The following is a 19,864-nucleotide window of genomic DNA, read 5'->3' as shown; positions in this document are numbered from 1 at the left end:
CCATGAGCCATAAAATCACATACGGAAACAGGACGTTTGAAGACCGCGATATCATCTCCGGCGAATGCCACCTCGCAAACGATCTCATGTCGGCAAGCCTTGAAATGAATACCTTGGATTTCGAGGTCGAGAGTAACGATACCAGCCTACTTGCTTTCACCCGAAACGCACCGCTGACGTACTACAACGACGGCCGGCAGGTCGGTATTTTCTTCGTGCAGAAAATCAAACGCACAGCCAAGACGCAGTACAGTTTCACCTGCACGTCGGCCATGGGTTTGCTGGATGAGACAGACCACTACGGCGGCATTTACACCGGTCAGACAGTGGCCGAGGTGGTAGCGGACATCTGCGGCAGTACGCCGCACTACGTCAAGACCAATTTGCAGAATATCAAACTGTATGGATACCTGCCTATCGCTACGCGCCGGGAAAACCTGTCGCAAGTGCTGTTCGCGATCGGCGCGACGGTAAAATCTGATATGAATGGGTACCTACGCATTGAGGGGCTGTGGGGCGGCATCAGCAATGTGATTAACGAGGATCGCGCATACTCTGGCGGTTCCGTCGAATCGGACACTCCGGTAACCCGCGTCGTGGTCACAGAACACCAATACTTGCGCGGCACCGAAATCAAAAAACTGTACGAGGGCGCCACTTCGGAGGGCGATATTGTCACCTTTGATGAGCCTTCGCATGATCTGTCGGCTGACGGATTCAGAATTTTGGAGAGCGGCCCGAACTACGCAAAACTGTCCTCCGGCAACGGAACGCTGACCGGAACGCCGTATATTCATTCAACACGAGAGGTCAGCAAGGCGGTTAACGCCGCTCAGGCGGAGAATGTGGTGCGGGTAGAAGATGCAACGCTGGTCAGCCTTGCGAACGCAAACGCCGTGGCTGACCGTTTGGCGCGCTATTATGCTTGCCGTGAGGTTGTGGAGCAGGATATTGTATACGCGAGCGAGGTGCCGGGAAATGTGGCGAATGTCGCGCATCCCTATGGCGGTATGGTGCAGTCCTGCATTGAGAGTATGGACATTACACTGTCCGGTGTGCTGCGCAGCGCCGAACGGCATCTGATCGGCTTTGTGCCGCCGGAGATCGGGCAGGCGGAGTATTACGACAATGCGGTTGTCATAACGAAGGACAGTTCGTTTGTGGTGCCGGAAGGCGTAACGAGCATCCGCATTGTGCTGATCGGTGGTGGCGACGGCGGACACAGCGGATGCGACGGCGAGTCGGGCAGCACCGGCAATGGACCGAGCTATCACAATACCAGCAGAGTGACAGATCACACCACTACGGAAAGTGGCTACGGGTACGGTGAAGGCGGAGAGGGTGGCGATCCGGGAGATGCAGGACCGGGAGGAAAGGTGTTTCAAACTGAATTGATCGTGCAGGCTGGCCAAGTATTCCAAGCCGCTATAGGCCACGGCGGAGCTGGAGCACGGAGATCGGCAGGTGAGAACGTTGCCGGTGCAGAGGGCACGCCATCACGCTTTGGAGGCTTGACATCAGACCGAGGGGCGTCATCTAGCATTGGTTTTACTGATCCGTTTACTGGCAATACCTATGCGGCTGTCGGTCGGACTGGAATCAACGGCGGAAAAGGCAATAGCGGCACGGGAAAATCGAGCAGCACGGCGGCCGAACTCGACGAGATTGTTATTTCTGATCCAGTTACGGACTATGATGGCAATAAATTTTATCCGGGTGAAAACAATACGGGTACTTCAAGACGTGAAGCTATGATAGGCTCGGCAACAGGTCCCGCAGGAACTGTTTGGGGAATTGCCAACGCATATTCGCATTGTGGATTAGGGGGTGGCGCAGCAGTTGGAAACAACGGTGAAACCCGAATAGGTGTTGGCAATGCGAATGCATACAAATCGGGAAATGCATTGTTCGCAACGGCAAAAGGCGGTCCGGGCGCGAATGGAGCGAACGCAATATCACCAAGTAAGCAAACATTGTATGGAAAAGGGGGTAACGGCGGACATGGCGGCGGTGGCGGCGGTACAGGTGGATGGGGTGTTATTTCACAGACCACCCCAAACAATACATATGTATCGCCAAGCTTTTCACTGAACGCTTCAAGCGGAGATCCCGGAGCCGGAGGTAGTGGCTCCGATGGTGGCGACGGCGGTGACGGTTGTGTCATTGTGTACTACCGCGTATTCGCGCCCTTAAGCTCGGGCCGCGCGATCGAACGCGAAGGCCGTGAACGTTTCGACAAATACGGAAGGAGGGTCGTAGTGTGAGCGAAGCAAATGCAGGATATTATACACACAGATGGAGCGGCGAAGAAATAGACGCGGCCATTGATAACATGAACGGCGGCGGTATTGTCGGGCCGGATGGATCTGTCGAGCTGCAGGGCGCTATAAATGCCGCACAAGCCGCCCGCGACGCAGCCCGAGAAGCAGCAACGCAAGCGGGTCAGGCGGAGGAAACCGCCCGGCAAGCCTCGCAAGTTGCCCAACAGGCGGCGGCAAGCATGCAGCCCGCCGAGAATGAGCGAAAGGCGGCTGAAATTCAGCGCAAGAATGATGAAGCCATCCGGCAGCGACAGGAATCGCAGCGGCAAGCCAATAACGCCGCAATGATGCTGTGGGAAACCTACGATCCAGCAGGAGAATACGTTGTTGGAAACAAGGTATACCGCGACGGGTCGAGCTTCATATGTACTGCCCCATGCACTGGGGTTGCTCCGCCGGATAGTCGCTTTTGGACGCGGATTGTAGCAAAGGGCGACAAGGGCGATAAAGGTGACGTTGGCCCGAAAGGAGCACGCGGCGAAACCGGTGAAACTGGACAAACTGGCCCGCGCGGCGCACAAGGCGAAACCGGTCCAAAGGGTGCAACCGGCGGACAGGGGCCTACCGGCGCGACCGGACCGCAGGGCGAGAGGGGCATCCAAGGCGAGCGCGGCATACAGGGCGAGCAAGGTACTGTTGGCCCCATCGGCCCGGCAGGTGCTAAAGGCGAGCAGGGAATACAGGGCGCGGTTGGCCCGCAGGGGGCGCAAGGCATTCAGGGACCCAAAGGAGATAAGGGCGATAAAGGCACCGCGGGACAGCGCGGAGACAGTGGCATTACAACTCCGATTAATGGATTTTTTACACTGTGGATGCGCGCGGATGGTATGCTGATGGCGCGCGTTCCTACTGGTACATCGCCGCCCCCGCTGGTTTTAAAAGACGGAATACTTTACTGGCGAAAGGAGACTGTAAATGCCTGATGTAACATATGAAGATATCCCTCTCGGTGGGCCGCTGATTGGCCCGCAAGGCCCACGGGGAGAGGCTGGACCGGTCGGCGCGCAAGGACCACAGGGTAAGCAGGGCGTACAGGGCTCGAAGGGAGATAAGGGTGACACCGGACCTCAAGGCGCGCAGGGCCCGAAGGGTGACAAAGGAGATACTGGCGCGACTGGTGCAAGGGGCGCGACGGGACCTCAAGGGGCCACGGGTTCTGCCGGGCTGACGGGCCCGCAAGGCATAAAAGGCGATACCGGTGCGACCGGGCCAAAGGGCGAGATGGGTAAAAGCCAATATCAATCCGCCGTCGAGGGCGGCTACAGCGGCACTGAACAGCAATACGATCAATCCGCCGCCGCTATGCCGGAGCACATAGAGGATGCGGCAAAGCATCTGTCCGATGCAGACCGGGCGAAACTGGCAAACGCGGTGGGCAAGCCACTGGCGGCCACGGCTACGATCACGCCTACTTGGACAGGCAGCTATCCATATTCGCAGACGATTTCCATTCCGGGTGTCACGGCGACGTGCACGGTGGATGTGCGGCTTGCATCCACGGCATCGGTACAGGCGGCGCAGCAGTATCAGGTACTTGGCCTGCAAGATGGTGGACAGGCGGCGGGACAAATCACTTTGCGGGCTTATGGAGCGCTGAATACGGTGGTTATCCCGATCGGCATAACGATTGGAGGGGATGGCTGATGAGTATCAATATTCCGGGGTCGGGGATTTGGGTTCCGGGGACGGATATGCTGGTTAATGGCGGGCTTTTGGTCAATCAGAGGCAGCAAACGTCGTACAGGGTGCCGCACAACACTTACACCGTAGATCGCTGGAAATCCAACTTGGACGCGCAGATCGATGTAGTAAGCGACGGTATTAAGGTGCATTCGTTGGGAAACGTATATGCAGGGATATGGCAGCACTCAGAAAATATGTATGTGCAATCGGGCGATACCTACACATTTAGCGTTGACTTCCCAGAAACGCCGGTACCGGGATGGTATATAGACTTACATATGGTACCGGTCACGGAGGGAAATCCGGGTGTTACGGCAAGTACTGTAGGCAAGAATCTACAGAAGGGCATCAACGCCGTCACGGCAACTGTGCCAAATGGCATTAATGGACTGTACTATTTTCGGGGATTTATCTGTAACGCCCTTGCGGAGGATACCGTCGCCCACATCCACCGCGCCAAGTTGGAACCCGGCCCCATCTCTACGCTGATGTATGACGCGCCGCCGGATATGGCAGTGGAGGAGGCGAGGTGTAAGAGGTATTTTGAAAGACTTGGTAATGCGCAGAGCGGAAAGCTGACGAATTGGACATACATTCCGCAAGGATCGGCACAAGCAATATTTTCTATTGCGTATTCCGCGAAACGAGTCGTTCCAACCGTTGCACTTAGCGCGCCAGATCAATACCGGGTGCTTTTACGTGAATCGGCGACGGGCAACATTTTTAGGGCACCAACAGTTATCGCCTTGGCCACAAACGAGGTTTCCAAAACAACTGCAACGGTCACTGCCGCAATCGGCACAACCGACCGACCAGCGCATGGCATGTTACAGCGAACAGATGTCGCAACATCTGCATGGATCAATATTGACGCAGAAATCCACTAAGGAGGAACCAAAATGCCAGAACAAGAACCCATCAAAGTCTACGTCAAAGTAGACGATCAAAACCGCATTACTGCCGTAGGCAGCAGCATCTTTATTACTGATCCCACCGGCTGGGTGCAGATCGGTGAGGGCTACGGCGACCACTACGCTCACGCGCAGTCACAGTACTTTGACAGCCTGACTATCGGTGACGGTGTGTACAAGTATAAGCTGGAGGGTAGCGGAGCCGTGGAGCGAACCGCCGATGAGGTTGAGGCAGATGTGGCGGCGAAGCCCATCCCCACACCGACCGCGCAGGAGGATGCGGACGCGCTGCTGGTAGACCATGAATACAGACTGACGATTTTAGAACTGGGGGTATAAGAATGTTATACAGAACCTTAAAACGTATGATCGAACGCGGTCAGACCGCCGGAATGGCCGAAAAGCTTGATATCTTTTTCGCGGCGGACAAGATCAGCGAAGCGGAATACACGGAGCTGACCGGAATGATGGTGCAGGAGGTAAACCACAATGCATAAGGTGGAAAATGTAAAAATCTGGGGGGGGGGGGTAAAAACCCCTAATTACCCGTTAGGCGGTGGCTACTATGACTAACATACATGGTAGCGGTATGCCGACAAGCAATCCGAATTTGCTGGATAACCCGTGGTCTCAGATAAACCAGAGGGGGAAAACAGAGTACATTGGCAAGGTATACGGTGTCGACCGTTGGTTTGCACAAAACAATATGGAAAAGGTTGTCGTGCAAGACAGTTACGTTACGCTGGTTCCCGGAACTGATTATTCATCTTTTGCCCAACATATTGAAAGGTTTTCTGAATTGGCTAATAAGACGGTTACGCTATCTGCCATCGTGAGAGGTGTTGCGGGCCAATGTGTCGGCCTATATATTAATCCTTGGGATTATGGCGACGGTGTTTACTTAACCGGGGCGAATTGGCAGTTAATTAGTGTAACAATGAATTTGGCGAACTTGGCCAGATGCGAAATCGCAATATATGCAGACCGAAGCGGAAACAAAAACAGACTTGATGTGCGAGCCGTCAAGCTGGAACTCGGCCCTGCCTCTACCCTAGCCTATGACGCGCCGCCGAACTATCAACAGGAACTCGCGAAGTGTCAACGGTACTTTTATAGTACGCTGAATAACGACGGCGAACGCGGGGCGCTGTCCCGCGAAGCGTTTAATGTCAGTACGGCAAACATTTCCTACGGCTCAGGCGCTGAATTTCCGGTTGAAATGCGCACTGTACCAACAATTACGCTGTACTCAGGCGTTTCACGTACCGCTGGCAAGGTGGCGTATGGAACTGATGGCGCGGATTGCGTGGGACTTGCCGAAGCGCAGTTTGTGGGCAAAACTGGATTTCGCCAAATTCGTATATTAGACGACCCACACATGCCGGGTAATCAAGCATCGTTCCATTATACAGCCGACGCAGAAATCTACTAGGCCCACGCGGGCCGGGAAGGAAAATAATATGGACAACCGTATCCAGCAGATAAAAGAAAGGCTCCGAGCAACAACGCCCGGAGCATGGAAGGTATGGTTTTCGGATACCGAAAGATTCAGCCCTACAATGCCGGATGAGGACCCCTGTATTACAACTGAATCAGGAGACTATATCGCACAGACAACGTATGACGGCCTATCCGATACGTGCAGACCGACGATGTACGCGGATGCGGAGTTTATTGCGCATGCGAAGGAGGATATTGAATATCTAATAAACCAAATAACTAACCTAGAAATAGCGCTCGACGCAAACATCTACTAAGCCCCTCGAGGGCGGGAAGGAAGAGCTTATGAACGAATGGGGCGTAGTCGGCGTGCTGATCGCGCTTGTCGGCTTTGGCGTGACCGTGGTAAAACCGCTGCTTGCGCTGAATACGTCGATTGTCAAGCTGACGACCCGTATAGATTTAATGACGGGAAGTCTGGACGACATCAGCACCAAAAACGAAAAAAGTCATGATCGCATCTGGCGACATAACGACGAACAGGATGCGACGATTGACGATCATGAACATCGAATCACCGTGCTGGAGCAGCGCGGTCAGTGAAAGGAGAAATTATAAAATGGACATCAACAACTTAGGCCTAGTTTCTATCCCCGCAATCACCGCGATCTGTCTGCTGGCGGCGCAGGCAATCAAGGCGACCGCCCTTGATAACAAATGGTTGCCGGTGCTCTGTGGCGCGCTGGGTATGGCGCTGGGTGTAGTGGCAACCTTTATCATGCCGGACTATGCTGGCGTGGATTACATGACCGCTGCGGCTGTGGGCATCGTATCGGGGCTTGCCGCGACCGGCGTAAACCAAGTGTATAAGCAGTTGACGGGTGGTGGCAAGGATGCGGATTGACTACATTCCCGCCCACCCCAGCAACCACTACCAAGGACGGGCAGGTAACAGCATCCTGTACATCGTCCTGCACTACACTGGCAACGACGGCGACACAGCGGCGGGCAACGGCAACTATTTCGGCGATCCGAATATCGGTACATCGGCCCACTACTTCGTGGACACCGGCAACGTCGTGCAGTCCGTCAAGGACACGGACGCTGCTTGGCACTGCGGCGGACCGCTGGAATCCGCGCATCACCCGTACCGCGGCATCTGCACCAATCGCAACAGTATTGGCGTGGAAATGTGCAGCGTGATCCGCGATGGCAAGTACACGATCCCGGACGCAACGGTAGACCGTGCGCTGGAGCTGGTGCGGTACCTGATGGGCCGGTATAACATCCCGGCCAGTCGTGTGATACGGCATTACGACGTGACCGGCAAGTGCTGCCCGGAGCCGTGGGTGCGCAATGAATCTTTATGGACAAGCTTTAAAAGCAGATTGGAGGATGAAGATATGACAGAAAAACAGGTGCGCGAGATCGCGCGGGACGAAACGTTGAAGGTGCTGGCCGAGCAGCGGCACAAGAGCGTGGACGAGTTTGCTGGCCGTATTCACACAGAGCTGCAGGCGCTGGCTGCGGTCGGCACGCTCAAAGGCAAGGGCGGCAGTGAGTCCCACAAGGGCATCGATATGACCGAGGACATGGCGCGCGTGCTGACCCTTGCGAAGGACTACACGGACAAGGTGTTTGATAGCGAATAGATATGATAAGGCCCCGGCTGCTCCTTGATTGGAGTGGCCGGGGCCTCTCTTATGTGTATAAATAGGCAAGTACCGGAGTACCTTTCAAAATTTTACAAAATGCGATACGCTTCTTTTGACAATAAAAGGAGGTATCTCATGCTAAAAGACATCGTTGCAAAAAATGCGTTGCGGGCACGGGAATTAAACCGCCCCGAACCGGACAAGCCGTTATCACGCGCAAACATATGCTCACAGGAAGAGGCTGCAGCAAGAGCGGGTATATCGCTAAAGCTTATAGGAAAAATAGAACGCGGGGTACAGAATACAACCCTTCAATCGATTCGGAAATTGAAATTTGGCTATAACCTACAGGATTATGAGTTGTTTGATGAAAACGGAGGCATTGAGGGCGCTCAGCCGTGCTATGCCACGTTTAACCTCTTTGTTCGGTACTGTGTGAAGCGCCCAGATGATACACCGGACACAGAACCATCCCACCTGCTCGACGATCTGGACAACGAACTGCTGGATCATTTCACCCTTGAAAGAATAGAAGCGATTGCAGCACGGCAGCGTATGAAAAAAGAAAAGCTGACGAAAGGATAGTGATCGGCGCCGCGCCGCTGACGCGCGAGCAGTGTGCGGTCATCCCTATAGGTAAACTTTACCGATTGTATGTATGTGTCGGATGTGTTACGATTGCCTATATAGGTGATTCGACATTTGCAAAGGTGAATTTAGATGCAGAGCATTAAACTATCAAACTCGGAAGAGATCTTAATGAATATTTTTTGGCGGGAAAGCGTGCCGCTTACCAGCGCGCAACTCGTCAAGCTTTCTACTGACCAGAATTGGAGCAGCAACTATATTCATAAGCTTCTTGGTTTGCTGCAAGAAAAGGGATTTCTAAGCATGTGCGGTGTTACGCAAGAAGGCAAACATTACTCCCGGCAGTTTACACCCTGTTTTGATAAGGAACAATATATATCAAAGATTTTAGAAGATCAGGGTGTGGGTACGGCTTCTTTGGCAAAAATTGCAGTTGCCCTTGTGAAAAAGCAAGCTGGTGACAAACCGGACGACAAGAACGAGGAACTGATCGCGGAACTTGAAAAAATGGTAGAACAGTTTGAAACAGAAAACGGATACAAGGGCAATAAAAATTTTACTGATAAATAATTTTAATTTATTCCCTTTTGGTATGTTATCTGCATCGACACAGAGCGAACACAGCGACGTTGGTTTTCATAGATATATCTTGATTTTGTGATCGTTCAAATCCCTCCTTCTCCGCCAAACAAACCCTCGCGGTCGTAAGACTGCGGGGGTATTGCGTTTTGGAGAAAAGATAAAACAAAAAGGGTAAACATACAGGCCAAAATGAACACGCTGATGAGGTGCGGATAATGAGGGATATGAATCTTTTACATAGTAAGCTTGCTTTGTCCGTTAATGAAAGGGCGGTGGTTTAAGTGAATGCTCAGTCCAAGAAGCGTGTGGAAAGGCTGTGCCAAGAACTGTCGGGCGAATGTGTAGACTGGACGGCTATTCAACAGATCATCCATGAACTGCGTCCGGTTATTAATGAGCCTTACGTAGATGGCTCTATTTTGTCGGAATTGTTCCTTGATGTAGGAATAGACCGGGGAGGAGAACGGCTGGTCACACTGACACGGCTTTTTCTTGAAAACGGTTATTCCGTTTATAAAAACGATGGCATGAACGGCGGTCAATGCCTGCATAACCTTTGTTGGGTATCTTATGATACTTATATGCTAGAGGTTGCGAAAATGCTGCTTGACGCAGGCGCTGACCCATATTTCAACGACAGTGAATTTGAAGAGGAAGAGGAAGAGGGGCCCGGTGTTTTATGCAGCCTCTATTACAAGCTTCCGGGCGCTTGGCTGCAGTGCGACTATGAAAAAGCGAATATTTTTGAAACTTATCGAGCGATCATAGAATCGGCGCAAGCTGGTGAAGATTATACATGCATTCGGCCGTTTTGCGTATGCGTGGGGCAGCGGTTAACGAAAGCCGAATACATTGTATCAGAGTATACGCCGGAGTATGTAAACGAGGAGCCGCAAAATAGTTTCAAAAATAGTATGGTTTTATGGTTTGAATCCTTACCGCTGGTCGTGGACCGTGATATCGAATTTGCGGTAAACCCATTAATCATACCGAAAGACGGCCATAAACGGTTGGATGTTAGCGACAGGTTTGGTTCTGTCCTCGGTTCAAAGCTTTGCGATTTTACTTTCATGGACACATACACGGTAAAGTTGAAATTTGATAATGGCTACAGCGTGACGTTTACCAATAACTATGGTAAATATAAGGGCAGCGAGATTCGCGGGGGGTTCCAGATCAGCCGTAAGGAAGACACTGCGGGATTCCAGCCCGGTACGGTGATAGATGGTATTTACTTGCGCGCCAATAAGACGTATTTTGATCAGAGCATGAGCTTTTGCGAAGAATCGCTGCTTTTCAAATGTGGTGATAACAGTTATTTCCTCTATCAAAAGGAACACGATACGGAGTATGATCTTGTGTGGGATCGATATCCGACTGCGTGGGAATCGTGGCTGAACAGAACGATAGAACTTAGCGGCCTTCGTTATGAGGGCAATCTCGTACGTTCCAATCAAACGGTGCGCGGAATGAGATTTTCCTGCGATCAAGGGGTCCTATATCTGCTTGCCGGCACTAGCCGTGGGATTTGTATCCTTCTTCGGCAAGCGCCTTTTGCTGAGGAGCAGGTCATTCAAAATATAGATCAAAGTGAAAAGCTGACTTTTTCAATAATTTAGCGCCCGACATATGGGATGTTTATCGGGAAAATGGCGGCAAAAAGAAAAGCGCTAAACCGAGATGGTTTGGCGCTTTATTCTTTCGGTTTATTGGGCTCAAGGATGACGAGGCGGAGCGTTGCGCTCTGCGTTTCGTTGGCTGGCGGTGGGCAGGCCGAGCATCAGCCGGTATTTGGCCACGGTGCGCCGTGCGATACGGATGCCCTCCGCGCTGAGCAGGGAGGCAAGGTGGTGGTCGCTATAGGCGGCGCCCGGAGGCTCTGAGGCGATCAGCGTTTGCAGCTTCTGCAAAATCTCATCCAAATTGCCCGCGGCGCCGGGGTTGGCGGTGGTCCTGCGGATAAACATGGATTTGAGCGGGAACACGCCCCATTTGCATTCAAAGAATTTGCCGCTCACCGCACGGCTGACCGTGGATTCGTGCAGCAAGAGCGCCTGCGCGACCTCCCGGTTGCTTAAGCTCACGCGATGCCCCGGACCAAGCCGGAAAAAATCGCCCTGCACGGTAAGCATGTATTCGACGACGCGCTGTAAGGTCGCTTTGCGGTAGGATAGAAACTTGATGATGTCGCTCGCCTGCTTGTAATTGTTTTGAATATATTCACTATCGGCCTGACTGAGCTGTTTATCCCGGATCAGCTGCCAATAGGATGGATCCACTTTGATCTTCGGTAAATAATAGTCATTGAGGATAAAGCGCAGTTCCCCATCCTCTTCGACGACATAGAAATCGGGCATCGTATACGGGGTAAGCGCTTCGGTGCTCAGGCCGTTCAGCGGCTTGGGGTTCAGCGACCGAATGCGATCGCACGAACGGACGACTTGAGATTTCGGTGTGTTGAGCGCCTTGGCAATCGCGCCGTATTGCTGGTCCGCCATATCCGTTAGGTGCGCGTCAACGATCTGAAGCGCGGTCTTGTCCTGCGGCGCCGTGCGAAGCAACTGTAAACGAAGGCATTCGCCAAGGTTCGACGCGCCGACGCCCGCCGGCTCCATATCCTGTAGCAGCTTGATGCATTTTTGGACTTCCTCCAGCGGGACTTGCAGGACGCCGGAGGTGCTTTCGGCGGATTCGGTCAGAAAGCCGTTTTCATCCAGCGAATGAATGAGATAATTCATGATGCGCTGATGGTACTTCGGCAATTTCAACGCGGCGCTTTGCAGGAACAGATCGCGCAGCGCGGAAGAGCCGGCGGCTTTATCCTCCATCAGCTGCTCCATGGAAACCGCCTGCTGGCGGTCCGAGCGTTTGGCGTGATCGGGAGTCCGTTCCTGCCGTTCAAACGGGCCGGGCCGGTAATCTATTTCAGGGTATTCAAGCTCGACCACCGCATTGCTGGTCATCAGTTCGCCGAGATAGTTGCGCAGCTGTAAGTTGTTAAGCTGCAGCAGACGGACAGAGGTTTGCATGGCAAGCGTGAAGCCTTGCTTCTGGCTCAGTTCCAATTTCATCGTATCACTACCTTTTTTGCGGAGCAACTTGCGTGTGTATGAGACAACGGAGCGGCTGGTGATGTACAAAGCGTAACATAGCGGCGCGATGCTGGCAAGTGTAAAAGGGAAGGGCAATGTGCGCGGCTATTCATCAAATGTGTTGGCAACGGTAAAAAAGTATTATATAATATTATAGAAACGCACAGCTTCATGACGGCTGCGGCAAAACGCCGCATCAAGGCATAAAAGAGCGGGAGGAATGGCGGGTGCGATATCAGGAAGCGATGGAAACGCTGTCGGCGTGCGGACTTGGCGCGCTGGTGACGGCGGAGGATGGAAAAAATCTTATCCGTTAACGAAACGGGAGACCGTCTGCTCCATGGAGACGGCCGCTTGCAGGGAACGCGGCTGCAGGATATAGCGGAGCCGCTCTGTGAAGAATCGGATCAACCGGTTTATGCATCTGTTGTATTTGGGGAATATCTGCTGCGCTGCCCCACGCCGGAACTGGCTGATCTGCCGGAGCATTGCCGGATGGTGGTGTTTCGCGAGGCGACAAACGACGCCTGCCACGATATGCTGATCGGCGTGCTGAACCAGATCAGCGAGCCGGTCATCCTATGCGACGCGCAGTGCCGCATCTATCTGCTCAATGACGCGGCGGTAAAAATGGATTCCATTGTCACGCAGGATGTGCTGGGAGAAAATATCACAAACGTATACCGCTCCCGAGACGGTTCGGAATTAATGGTGCCGGAGGTGATCCGGGAAAAACGCCCGAATATCAACAAGCGGCAGTATTATACGACGCGGTACGGCAAAAATGTCGATATTGTATGCAATAATTTCCCGATCGTGCAGAACGGTCAGGTGCTGGGCGGCTTCAGCGTCATGGAGGACTGGAGCGCCATCGACAGCTTGCATAAGCAGATCATCGACTTGCAGGACAAATTGGTCAACCGTACGTCCGCGGGCCGGCACAAAACCAAAAGCGCGCTATCGGCCAAATTTACCTTTGAGGATATCATTTGCATTAGTCCGGCCATGAGCAATGTGATCGCGCAATGCAAGCGGGTGGCAAAAAACGACTCTTCCGTGATGATCTACGGAGAAACAGGGACCGGCAAGGAGATGTTCGCCCAAAGCATCCACAACGCCAGCAACCGCGCGGACGGGCCGTTCCTCGCCATCAACTGCGCGGCGATTCCGGAAAACCTGCTTGAAAGCCTGCTGTTCGGCACGGAGAAGGGCGCCTATACCGGCGCGGAACACCGGCCCGGCCTATTTGAGCAGGCAAACACCGGCACGCTGCTGCTGGATGAGATCAACTCAATGAACATCAACCTGCAATCCAAACTGCTCCGTGTTTTGCAGGACGGCATTATACGGCGCGTGGGCGGCTCGTCGGAGATTCATGTGGATGTGCGCGTGCTGTCCAACATCAACGTACCGCCCAGTCAGGCAATCGCGGAAAATAAGCTGCGGCGCGACCTGTTTTATCGCTTGGGCGTCGTCAATATCAGCGTTCCGCCGCTGCGGAACCGGCGGGAGGACATCGCCCTGCTGGCCAAGCATTTTATCATGCAATGCAATAAAAAGCTGGTGCGGAACGTGAGGAACATCGATGGGGCCACGCTGGAAAGGTTTCAGGCTTATAGCTGGCCCGGCAACGTGCGCGAGCTGCAGCATGCGATCGAGCACGCCATGAACGTGCTGCCGGACGAAGCCTCGATGATCACGCCGGACTATATCCCCGATCTGATCGCTTCGTCAAGCGGCGCCGCCGGCGCGGAACAAGCGCAAACGGTACCGTCCGCAAGCTCGCTGAGCGGCGCGATACACGACATGGAGCGCCAAACCATCTGCAAGGTGCTGCGGGAGACCGGCGGCAATATTTCAGAAGCGGCGCGCATATTAAAAATAAGCCGACAGAACCTGCAATACCGCATCAAACGGTATAAGATCGATATCGCCGCGTTGCTAACCGGCACGATCCCGCAGTGGTGACAACGAAAAGATCTGAGGCAGCCCTCCATAGGGCTGCCTTTTTTGCGCCTGTGGGCAGCGCCTAACGCGTTATAAAGTAACGCTTCCGGCAGACCATGGCGGACTGCCGGAAGCGAAGGAGACAACCTGCGAAAAGCAGGGTGATATGTGGGCTGTACAGATGAGAGAACGCGCCTTGCGCTTATTCTCTGGTCAGGTTCCGGTAGCTTTCAAGCCGCTCCTCGGCATCGCGCTCCGCCTTGGAATACAGGGCTTCAGCCTTATCCGGGAAGGACAGCTTGAGCGAAGCGTAACGGTTCTGGCCCAGAAGGAACTTCTGGAAATCGCCGGTGGGCGCCTTGGAATCCAGCGAGAACGGATTTTTGCCCTCTTCCTTCAGATCCGGATTGTAGCGGTACAGGTGCCAGTAACCGGCTTCGACCGCCTTCTTTTCTTCCTGCTGGCTCAGACCCATGCCGCACTTCATGCCGTGCTCGATGCAGGGGCAGTAGCAGATGATCAGGGACGGGCCGTCGTAAGCCTCGGCCTCGCGGATTGCGCGCAGCGTCTGCGCCTGATCCGCGCCCATTGCGACCTGTGCTACGTAAACATAGCCGTAGCTCATCGCCATCAGGCCCAGATCCTTTTTCTTGGTGGCCTTGCCGCTGGCGGAGAACTTGGCGATCGCGCCCGCCGCCGTGGACTTGGATGCCTGACCGCCGGTGTTGGAATACACCTCGGTATCCAGAACCAGCACGTTGATATCCTTTCCGGAAGCAAGCACATGATCCAGACCGCCGTAGCCGATATCGTAGGCCCAGCCGTCGCCGCCGAAAGCCCAAACGCTCTTTTTGGTCAGGAATTCCTCGTTCTGGCGGATAAATTCAGCTTCCTCGCTGGTATCGTCGACAAGAGCGGCCAAAAGCGAATCGCTGACCGCGCGGGATACCGCGGCGTCGTTGCCCTTTTCCAAATAGGTTTCGCAAGCATCCTTCGCGACGCCGCGCTCAGCCAGTGCGTGTACCTTTTCCGCGAGCTGCTGGCGTACGGCGTCCTGACCGAGCAGGTAGCCATAAGCGTATTCCGCGTTATCCTCGAACAGCGACATTGCCCAAGCGGGGCCGCAGCCCTTCTTATCCGTGCAGTACGGGGAGGACGGGGTGGAGCCGCCGTAAGCGGACGAGCAGCCGGAGGCGTTTGCGATATACATACGGTCGCCGAAGAGCTGGGTCACCAGCTTGATGTACGGGGTCTCGCCGCAGCCGGCGCACGCGCCGGAGAACTCAAAGTAGGGCTTGGCGAACTGGGAGCTCTTGACGCTCTTGGCGCTGACCGCATCGGTCTTGATCGCCACTTCCTCCACGGCGAAGGTCCAGTTTTCCGCTTCCTTGAGCTGGGTATCGAGCGGCGCCATGACGAGCGCCTTCTCCTTAGCCGGGCAGCCGTTGACGCAGCTGCCGCAGCCGGTGCAGTCGTACGGGGAGACCTGCATGCGGTACTGGTATTTATCCAGACCGGCGCCGAGCGCCTTCTTGGTCTCAAAGCCGGCGGGCGCGGCCTTCACCTCGTCCTCGTTCAGCAGGATCGGCCGGATAGCGGCGTGCGGGCAGACCAGCGAGCACTGGTTGCACTGGATGCAGGCGTCCATGTTCCAAACTGGAACTTCGACGGCGGCGCCGCGCTTCTCGTACTTGGAGGTACCCGAAGGCCAAGTGCCGTCCTCCAGACCATACTTGGTCATGGTGGAAACGGGCAGAATGTCGCCTTCCTGACGGTTCATGACGGAAACGACTTCCTTGATAAAGGCGGGGCTCGAATCGGCCCCCGGCTCGTCAAGCGCGGTCAGCCAAGCGTTGGGGATGCGGATCTCGACCAGCTCGTTCAGGCCGTGGTCGATGGACGCGTTGTTCATATCAACAACCGCCTGACCCTTTTTCTTAAAGTAGGACTTGTAGATCGCTTCCTTCATTTCGTTAACCGCCGTATCCACCGGAATCACGCCGGAGAGCTTGAAGAACGCGGCCTGCAAAATGGTATTGGTACGGTTGCCGAGGCCGAGGCCGCGGGCGATGTCGATCGCGTTGATGGTATAGAACTTGGCGTGCTTTTCCGCCAGAGAACGCTTCATGGAAGCGGGAAGGTGCTTTTCCAGACCGTCCATATCCCACTGGCAGTTGAGCAGGAACGTGCCGCCTTCCTTCAGGTTTTTGACCATGTCGTACTGGCGGACATAGGAAGGATTGTGGCAGGCAACGAAATCAGCCGAGCTGATCAGGTAAGGCGAGCGGATCGGCTCCTTGCCGAAGCGCAGGTGGGACTGGGTCAGGCCGCCGGATTTCTTGGAATCGTATACGAAGTAAGCCTGACAGTAAAGATCGGTGGCATGGCCGATGATCTTGATCGAGTTCTTGTTCGCGCCGACCGTGCCGTCCGAGCCCATGCCCCAGAATTCCGCGCTGGTCTGACCGGCGGGCGAGGTATCGATCTCCTTGGTGAGCGGCAGCGAGGTGAAGGTCACGTCGTCCACGATACCGACCGTGAAGTTGGTCTTCGGCGCATCAAGCTTCAGGTTGTCAAACACCGCCAGCATCTGGCCCGGCGTCGTATCCTTCGAGCTGAGGCCGTAACGGCCGTTCACGATCTCCATCGGGATGCCGCGCTCCTTATAGATGGTGCAGATATCCTGATAGAGGGGTTCGCCCATCGCGCCGGGCTCCTTGGTGCGGTCGAGCACCGCGATGCGCTTAACGGTGGCGGGCAAGCTTGCAAGGAAGTGCTCCGCCGAGAAGGGACGGTACAGATGTACATTGATCAGGCCGACCTTTTCGCCCTGCGCGGTCAGGTAATCCACGGTCTCCTTGGCGGTTTCGGCGACAGAGCCCATGACGATCATGACGCGATCCGCGTCCGGCGCGCCGTAGTAGTCAAAGAGGTGGTGCGGCCGTCCGGTGATCTTACCGACTTCCTGCATGTAGTACTCAACCGCGGCCGGGATCTCGGCGATCTTGCTGTTGCAGGCCTCGCGGCACTGGAAGAAGATGTCCGGGTTGACGGTCGTGCCGCGCGTGGAGGGATGCTCGGGGTTCAGAGAATGCTTGCGGAAAGCCTTAAGCGCTTCCATGTCCACCAGCGGGCGCAGATCCTCGTAATCCAGCGCTTCAATCTTCTGGATTTCATGGGAGGTGCGGAAGCCGTCAAAGAAGTGCAGAACGGGCATCCGGCAGTGGATGGCGGCAAGGTGCGAGACCGCGCCCAGATCCATGACTTCCTGCGGGGAGGACGAGGCCACCATGGAGAAGCCGGTGGAACGAACGCTCATAACGTCGGAATGATCGCCGAAGATGGACAACGCGTGGGCCGAAAGGGTACGGGCGGAAACGTGGAACACGCCCGGCAGCATTTCGCCGGCAATCTTGTACATGTTGGGAATCATCAGCAGCAAGCCCTGCGAAGCGGTGTACGTGGTGGTCAGTGCGCCGGATTGCAGCGAACCGTGCACGGTGCCTGCGGCGCCGCCCTCGGACTGCATTTCCACTACCTGAACCGGCTGGCCGAAGAGATTCTTCTTACCATTGGCCGCCCATTCGTCTACATATTCCGCCATCGGAGAGGATGGTGTGATCGGGAAGATACCCGCCACCTCCGTAAAGGCGTACGAGACATACGCAGCTGCCTGATTGCCGTCCATTAACTCGGTTTTTTTACTCATACAGATTGCCCCCTTTAATTTTTTGGGTATTATAGTGCTGTTTTTTTGTACACAAAAGTGAAGATAGTTGATCCGGCAGCGGACGGTGTGTGTTGTGATGGCGTTCCGCGGCTTAATCTTGCATTCAATATAGATAATTGCATTCAATTTGTCAAGAGTGAATAGCAATTTTCTGCGTTATAGATAAATCGGACAAAAGAAAACTGTGCAAAATGGAGTTTTATATGGAACAGGAAAAAAGAATGCTAAAAAAACGATTGACCGATTAAATGAAATATTGTATGCTGCTTTTATATGGTGCAAGAGGGAAAGAAAGCAGGTGTTGACCTATCCGTTCACAAAGTGAAATTGCTTATCAGCAAATCAAGGATATGATTTTTCGCATGGAGCTGCTGCCCGGCACGCGGATCCCCGAACTTCAGATATCCGCCAAGCTCTCCATCAGCAGGACCCCGATCCATGACGCGCTTCGGCGTCTGGCGGCGGAGGGGTTGGTAAGAATCGGCCCCAACCGCGGCGCGTCGGTTAGATGCTTTAGCGACGAGGAGATCAAGGAGATCGGCGCGATCCGCCTGTCGCAGGATATTTTGTCGGCGCAGCTCGCGTCCTACTATGGAAGCGCGTCCGACTTCGACCAGCTCGACCGCATGGCCGACAGCTGCGAGGAGGCCGCCGCGAGGGGCGACGTTTACGGGCGTATCCGCGCGGATGATGATTTCCATTTGGAGATCGCTAGTATTTCGCGCAACGCGCAGCTGATCCGGCAGCAATACGCGATCTATCAGCAGGTCCATCTCATTCAGGTGTCCAAATACACCGATATCGAGCACAGTCTGATCCAGATCCATCATCACAAGCCGATCATAGCGGCGATTCGCGGCAGAGATCTGGACGATATCCGCACGCTGAACTGCGAGCATATCAAGGACTTTTACGGCATCGATCCGTATCTTCTCAAATGCTTTGGCGGGGTAGCCGACACAAAGCAATGAGCGCGGACGCACGTTTGAGAAGGGATGGTGTACGACATGAAAAGCAACCCGGCGGACCGGACCGCCATGGATGCCGGGCAACCGGCCGCCAAACGAACCAAGCGCCAGCTGCAGGCAATGGAAACCAAGGATAAGATCTATAACGCCGCCTTGAAGGAGATCAACGAAAAAGGCTTTGGCAATGTCAGCGTGGAGGACATCACGACGGCGGCCAATGTTGCAAAAGGCACCTTCTATACGCATTTTGAATCGAAAGAGGCGCTTGTTTTCTATACGTTCCAATGTTCGGACGAAATTTACAAGCAGGCCTACGAGCGGGTAAAGGGACAGGATTTTCTGTACATGGTCACGCATTTCGTACGGATATCCTATACCGCGTACGAAAAACGCGGCAAGGGGATTATTAAGGCCATGATATCGAATTACTTTACCATGCCGGGGCGCAGTTTTTACGGAAGGGACCGCGCCTTGCTCCAATGCCTAAGCGAGATCGTGGAGAGCGGCAAGACGGAGCGGGTGCTCGATACGGCGTATCCGACCGAGCGGTACGTGGATATCCTTCTTTCCACCATGATCGGCGTCGAAGTCATGTGGTGCTTCGATAGTCAGGAGCTTAGCCTCGCGGATCTAATCGAGGAAGCCGTGCTTGTCGTGGCGAAGGGCATGATGCAATGAGTACCCGCGCTTAGTTTTTGTGCTATCTTTATATTAAATCGGGCGGGCCGTTTCGGCCTTGCCCGATTTCATGTTTTTTGTGCAGTTTATCACCTGTTTGCATAGACCTGTCAAAAGACCCGTGCGCCGGCTGTGGGCAAGCCGCCGGCGCACGGGCCTTTTGCGTTTCGGGCCTGCAATGCCCCACCTGAAGGGATGCAAAAAACACGATAGCTTTGGCAAAGCGAGCGGCTGCATCTTTCTTTACAATAGGAACCATGAAAGAGCCC

19 protein-coding genes are annotated in these 19,864 nt (G+C 54.4%); 17 read left to right on the top strand and 2 right to left on the bottom strand.

Annotation, left to right across the window (positions count from 1 at the left end; translation table 11 throughout):
- Positions 1-2 precede the first annotated feature (2 nt).
- From RWV98_RS17555 to RWV98_RS17490, 14 genes are all read left to right on the top strand, one after another.
- Complete coding sequence (locus RWV98_RS17555) at positions 3-2,264, top strand: hypothetical protein (protein WP_317862440.1); 2,262 nt, start codon at positions 3-5, stop codon at positions 2,262-2,264.
- Positions 2,261-3,244 carry a hypothetical protein gene (locus tag RWV98_RS17550; RefSeq protein ID WP_317862439.1) on the top strand — a complete coding sequence of 328 codons (984 nt, stop codon included), beginning with the start codon at positions 2,261-2,263 and terminating at the stop codon, positions 3,242-3,244. Before RWV98_RS17555 ends, RWV98_RS17550 begins: the two co-directional genes overlap by 4 nt.
- Positions 3,237-3,965 (top strand): hypothetical protein, encoded by a 729-nt coding sequence (locus RWV98_RS17545; RefSeq protein ID WP_317862437.1) that lies wholly within the window; start codon positions 3,237-3,239, stop codon positions 3,963-3,965. Before RWV98_RS17550 ends, RWV98_RS17545 begins: the two co-directional genes overlap by 8 nt.
- Positions 3,965-4,891 (top strand): hypothetical protein, encoded by a 927-nt coding sequence (locus tag RWV98_RS17540; RefSeq protein ID WP_317862435.1) that lies wholly within the window; start codon positions 3,965-3,967, stop codon positions 4,889-4,891. Before RWV98_RS17545 ends, RWV98_RS17540 begins: the two co-directional genes overlap by 1 nt.
- 12 nt (positions 4,892-4,903) lie before the next feature.
- Positions 4,904-5,254: a hypothetical protein gene (locus RWV98_RS17535; RefSeq protein WP_317862433.1), complete on the top strand. Its 351-nt coding sequence runs from the start codon at positions 4,904-4,906 to the stop codon at positions 5,252-5,254.
- 2 nt (positions 5,255-5,256) lie between these two features.
- On the top strand, positions 5,257-5,412 hold the full coding sequence (locus tag RWV98_RS17530) for a hypothetical protein (protein WP_317862431.1): 156 nt from the start codon (positions 5,257-5,259) through the stop codon (positions 5,410-5,412).
- Between the two features lie 68 nt (positions 5,413-5,480).
- Complete coding sequence (locus RWV98_RS17525; protein WP_317862429.1) at positions 5,481-6,347, top strand: hypothetical protein; 867 nt, start codon at positions 5,481-5,483, stop codon at positions 6,345-6,347.
- A 28-nt stretch (positions 6,348-6,375) separates the two neighbouring features.
- Positions 6,376-6,672, top strand: a complete 297-nt coding sequence (locus RWV98_RS17520) for a hypothetical protein (protein WP_317862427.1) — start codon at positions 6,376-6,378, stop codon at positions 6,670-6,672.
- Positions 6,673-6,700: 28 nt separating this feature from the next.
- The gene (locus RWV98_RS17515) at positions 6,701-6,958 is read left to right on the top strand and encodes a hypothetical protein (RefSeq protein WP_280962689.1); all 258 of its coding nucleotides are present in this window, start codon (positions 6,701-6,703) and stop codon (positions 6,956-6,958) included.
- A gap of 16 nt (positions 6,959-6,974) precedes the next feature.
- Positions 6,975-7,259 carry a phage holin family protein gene (locus RWV98_RS17510; protein WP_317862424.1) on the top strand — a complete coding sequence of 95 codons (285 nt, stop codon included), beginning with the start codon at positions 6,975-6,977 and terminating at the stop codon, positions 7,257-7,259.
- Positions 7,249-8,007 carry a peptidoglycan recognition protein family protein gene (locus RWV98_RS17505; RefSeq protein ID WP_317862422.1) on the top strand — a complete coding sequence of 253 codons (759 nt, stop codon included), beginning with the start codon at positions 7,249-7,251 and terminating at the stop codon, positions 8,005-8,007. Before RWV98_RS17510 ends, RWV98_RS17505 begins: the two co-directional genes overlap by 11 nt.
- Before the next feature lie 138 nt (positions 8,008-8,145).
- A complete protein-coding gene (locus tag RWV98_RS17500) occupies positions 8,146-8,595 on the top strand; it encodes a helix-turn-helix domain-containing protein (protein ID WP_317862420.1) in 450 nt (149 codons plus the stop codon).
- A gap of 135 nt (positions 8,596-8,730) precedes the next feature.
- The gene (locus RWV98_RS17495; protein WP_317862418.1) at positions 8,731-9,168 is read left to right on the top strand and encodes a BlaI/MecI/CopY family transcriptional regulator; all 438 of its coding nucleotides are present in this window, start codon (positions 8,731-8,733) and stop codon (positions 9,166-9,168) included.
- Positions 9,169-9,461: 293 nt separating this feature from the next.
- On the top strand, positions 9,462-10,799 hold the full coding sequence (locus tag RWV98_RS17490) for a hypothetical protein (protein WP_317862416.1): 1,338 nt from the start codon (positions 9,462-9,464) through the stop codon (positions 10,797-10,799).
- A gap of 96 nt (positions 10,800-10,895) precedes the next feature.
- Here the strand turns inward: RWV98_RS17490 and rpoN are convergent, their stop codons facing one another.
- Positions 10,896-12,251 (bottom strand): RNA polymerase factor sigma-54, encoded by a 1,356-nt coding sequence (gene rpoN, locus RWV98_RS17485; protein ID WP_317862414.1) that lies wholly within the window; start codon positions 12,249-12,251, stop codon positions 10,896-10,898.
- Between the two features lie 315 nt (positions 12,252-12,566).
- Between rpoN and RWV98_RS17480 the strand changes: the two genes are divergently transcribed.
- The gene (locus RWV98_RS17480; RefSeq protein ID WP_317862412.1) at positions 12,567-14,240 is read left to right on the top strand and encodes a sigma-54 interaction domain-containing protein; all 1,674 of its coding nucleotides are present in this window, start codon (positions 12,567-12,569) and stop codon (positions 14,238-14,240) included.
- A 181-nt stretch (positions 14,241-14,421) separates the two neighbouring features.
- On the opposite strand, the gene nifJ is transcribed toward RWV98_RS17480, so the two are convergent.
- Positions 14,422-17,928 carry a pyruvate:ferredoxin (flavodoxin) oxidoreductase gene (gene nifJ, locus RWV98_RS17475; RefSeq protein ID WP_317862410.1) on the bottom strand — a complete coding sequence of 1,169 codons (3,507 nt, stop codon included), beginning with the start codon at positions 17,926-17,928 and terminating at the stop codon, positions 14,422-14,424.
- A 329-nt stretch (positions 17,929-18,257) separates the two neighbouring features.
- Between nifJ and RWV98_RS17470 the strand changes: the two genes are divergently transcribed.
- Positions 18,258-18,920: a GntR family transcriptional regulator gene (locus RWV98_RS17470; protein ID WP_317865791.1), complete on the top strand. Its 663-nt coding sequence runs from the start codon at positions 18,258-18,260 to the stop codon at positions 18,918-18,920.
- 36 nt (positions 18,921-18,956) lie between these two features.
- Entirely contained in the window at positions 18,957-19,595 is a 639-nt protein-coding gene (locus tag RWV98_RS17465) for a TetR/AcrR family transcriptional regulator (RefSeq protein ID WP_280963421.1), read from the top strand.
- The last annotated feature ends 269 nt before the right edge of the window (positions 19,596-19,864 follow it).

Source organism: Agathobaculum sp. NTUH-O15-33 (assembly GCF_033193315.1).
Classification (GTDB): Bacteria; Bacillota; Clostridia; order Oscillospirales; family Butyricicoccaceae; genus Agathobaculum; species Agathobaculum faecihominis_A.
The sequence above is the reverse complement of the archived record's forward strand: the minus strand, read 5'-3'. Positions and strand labels throughout refer to the sequence as shown.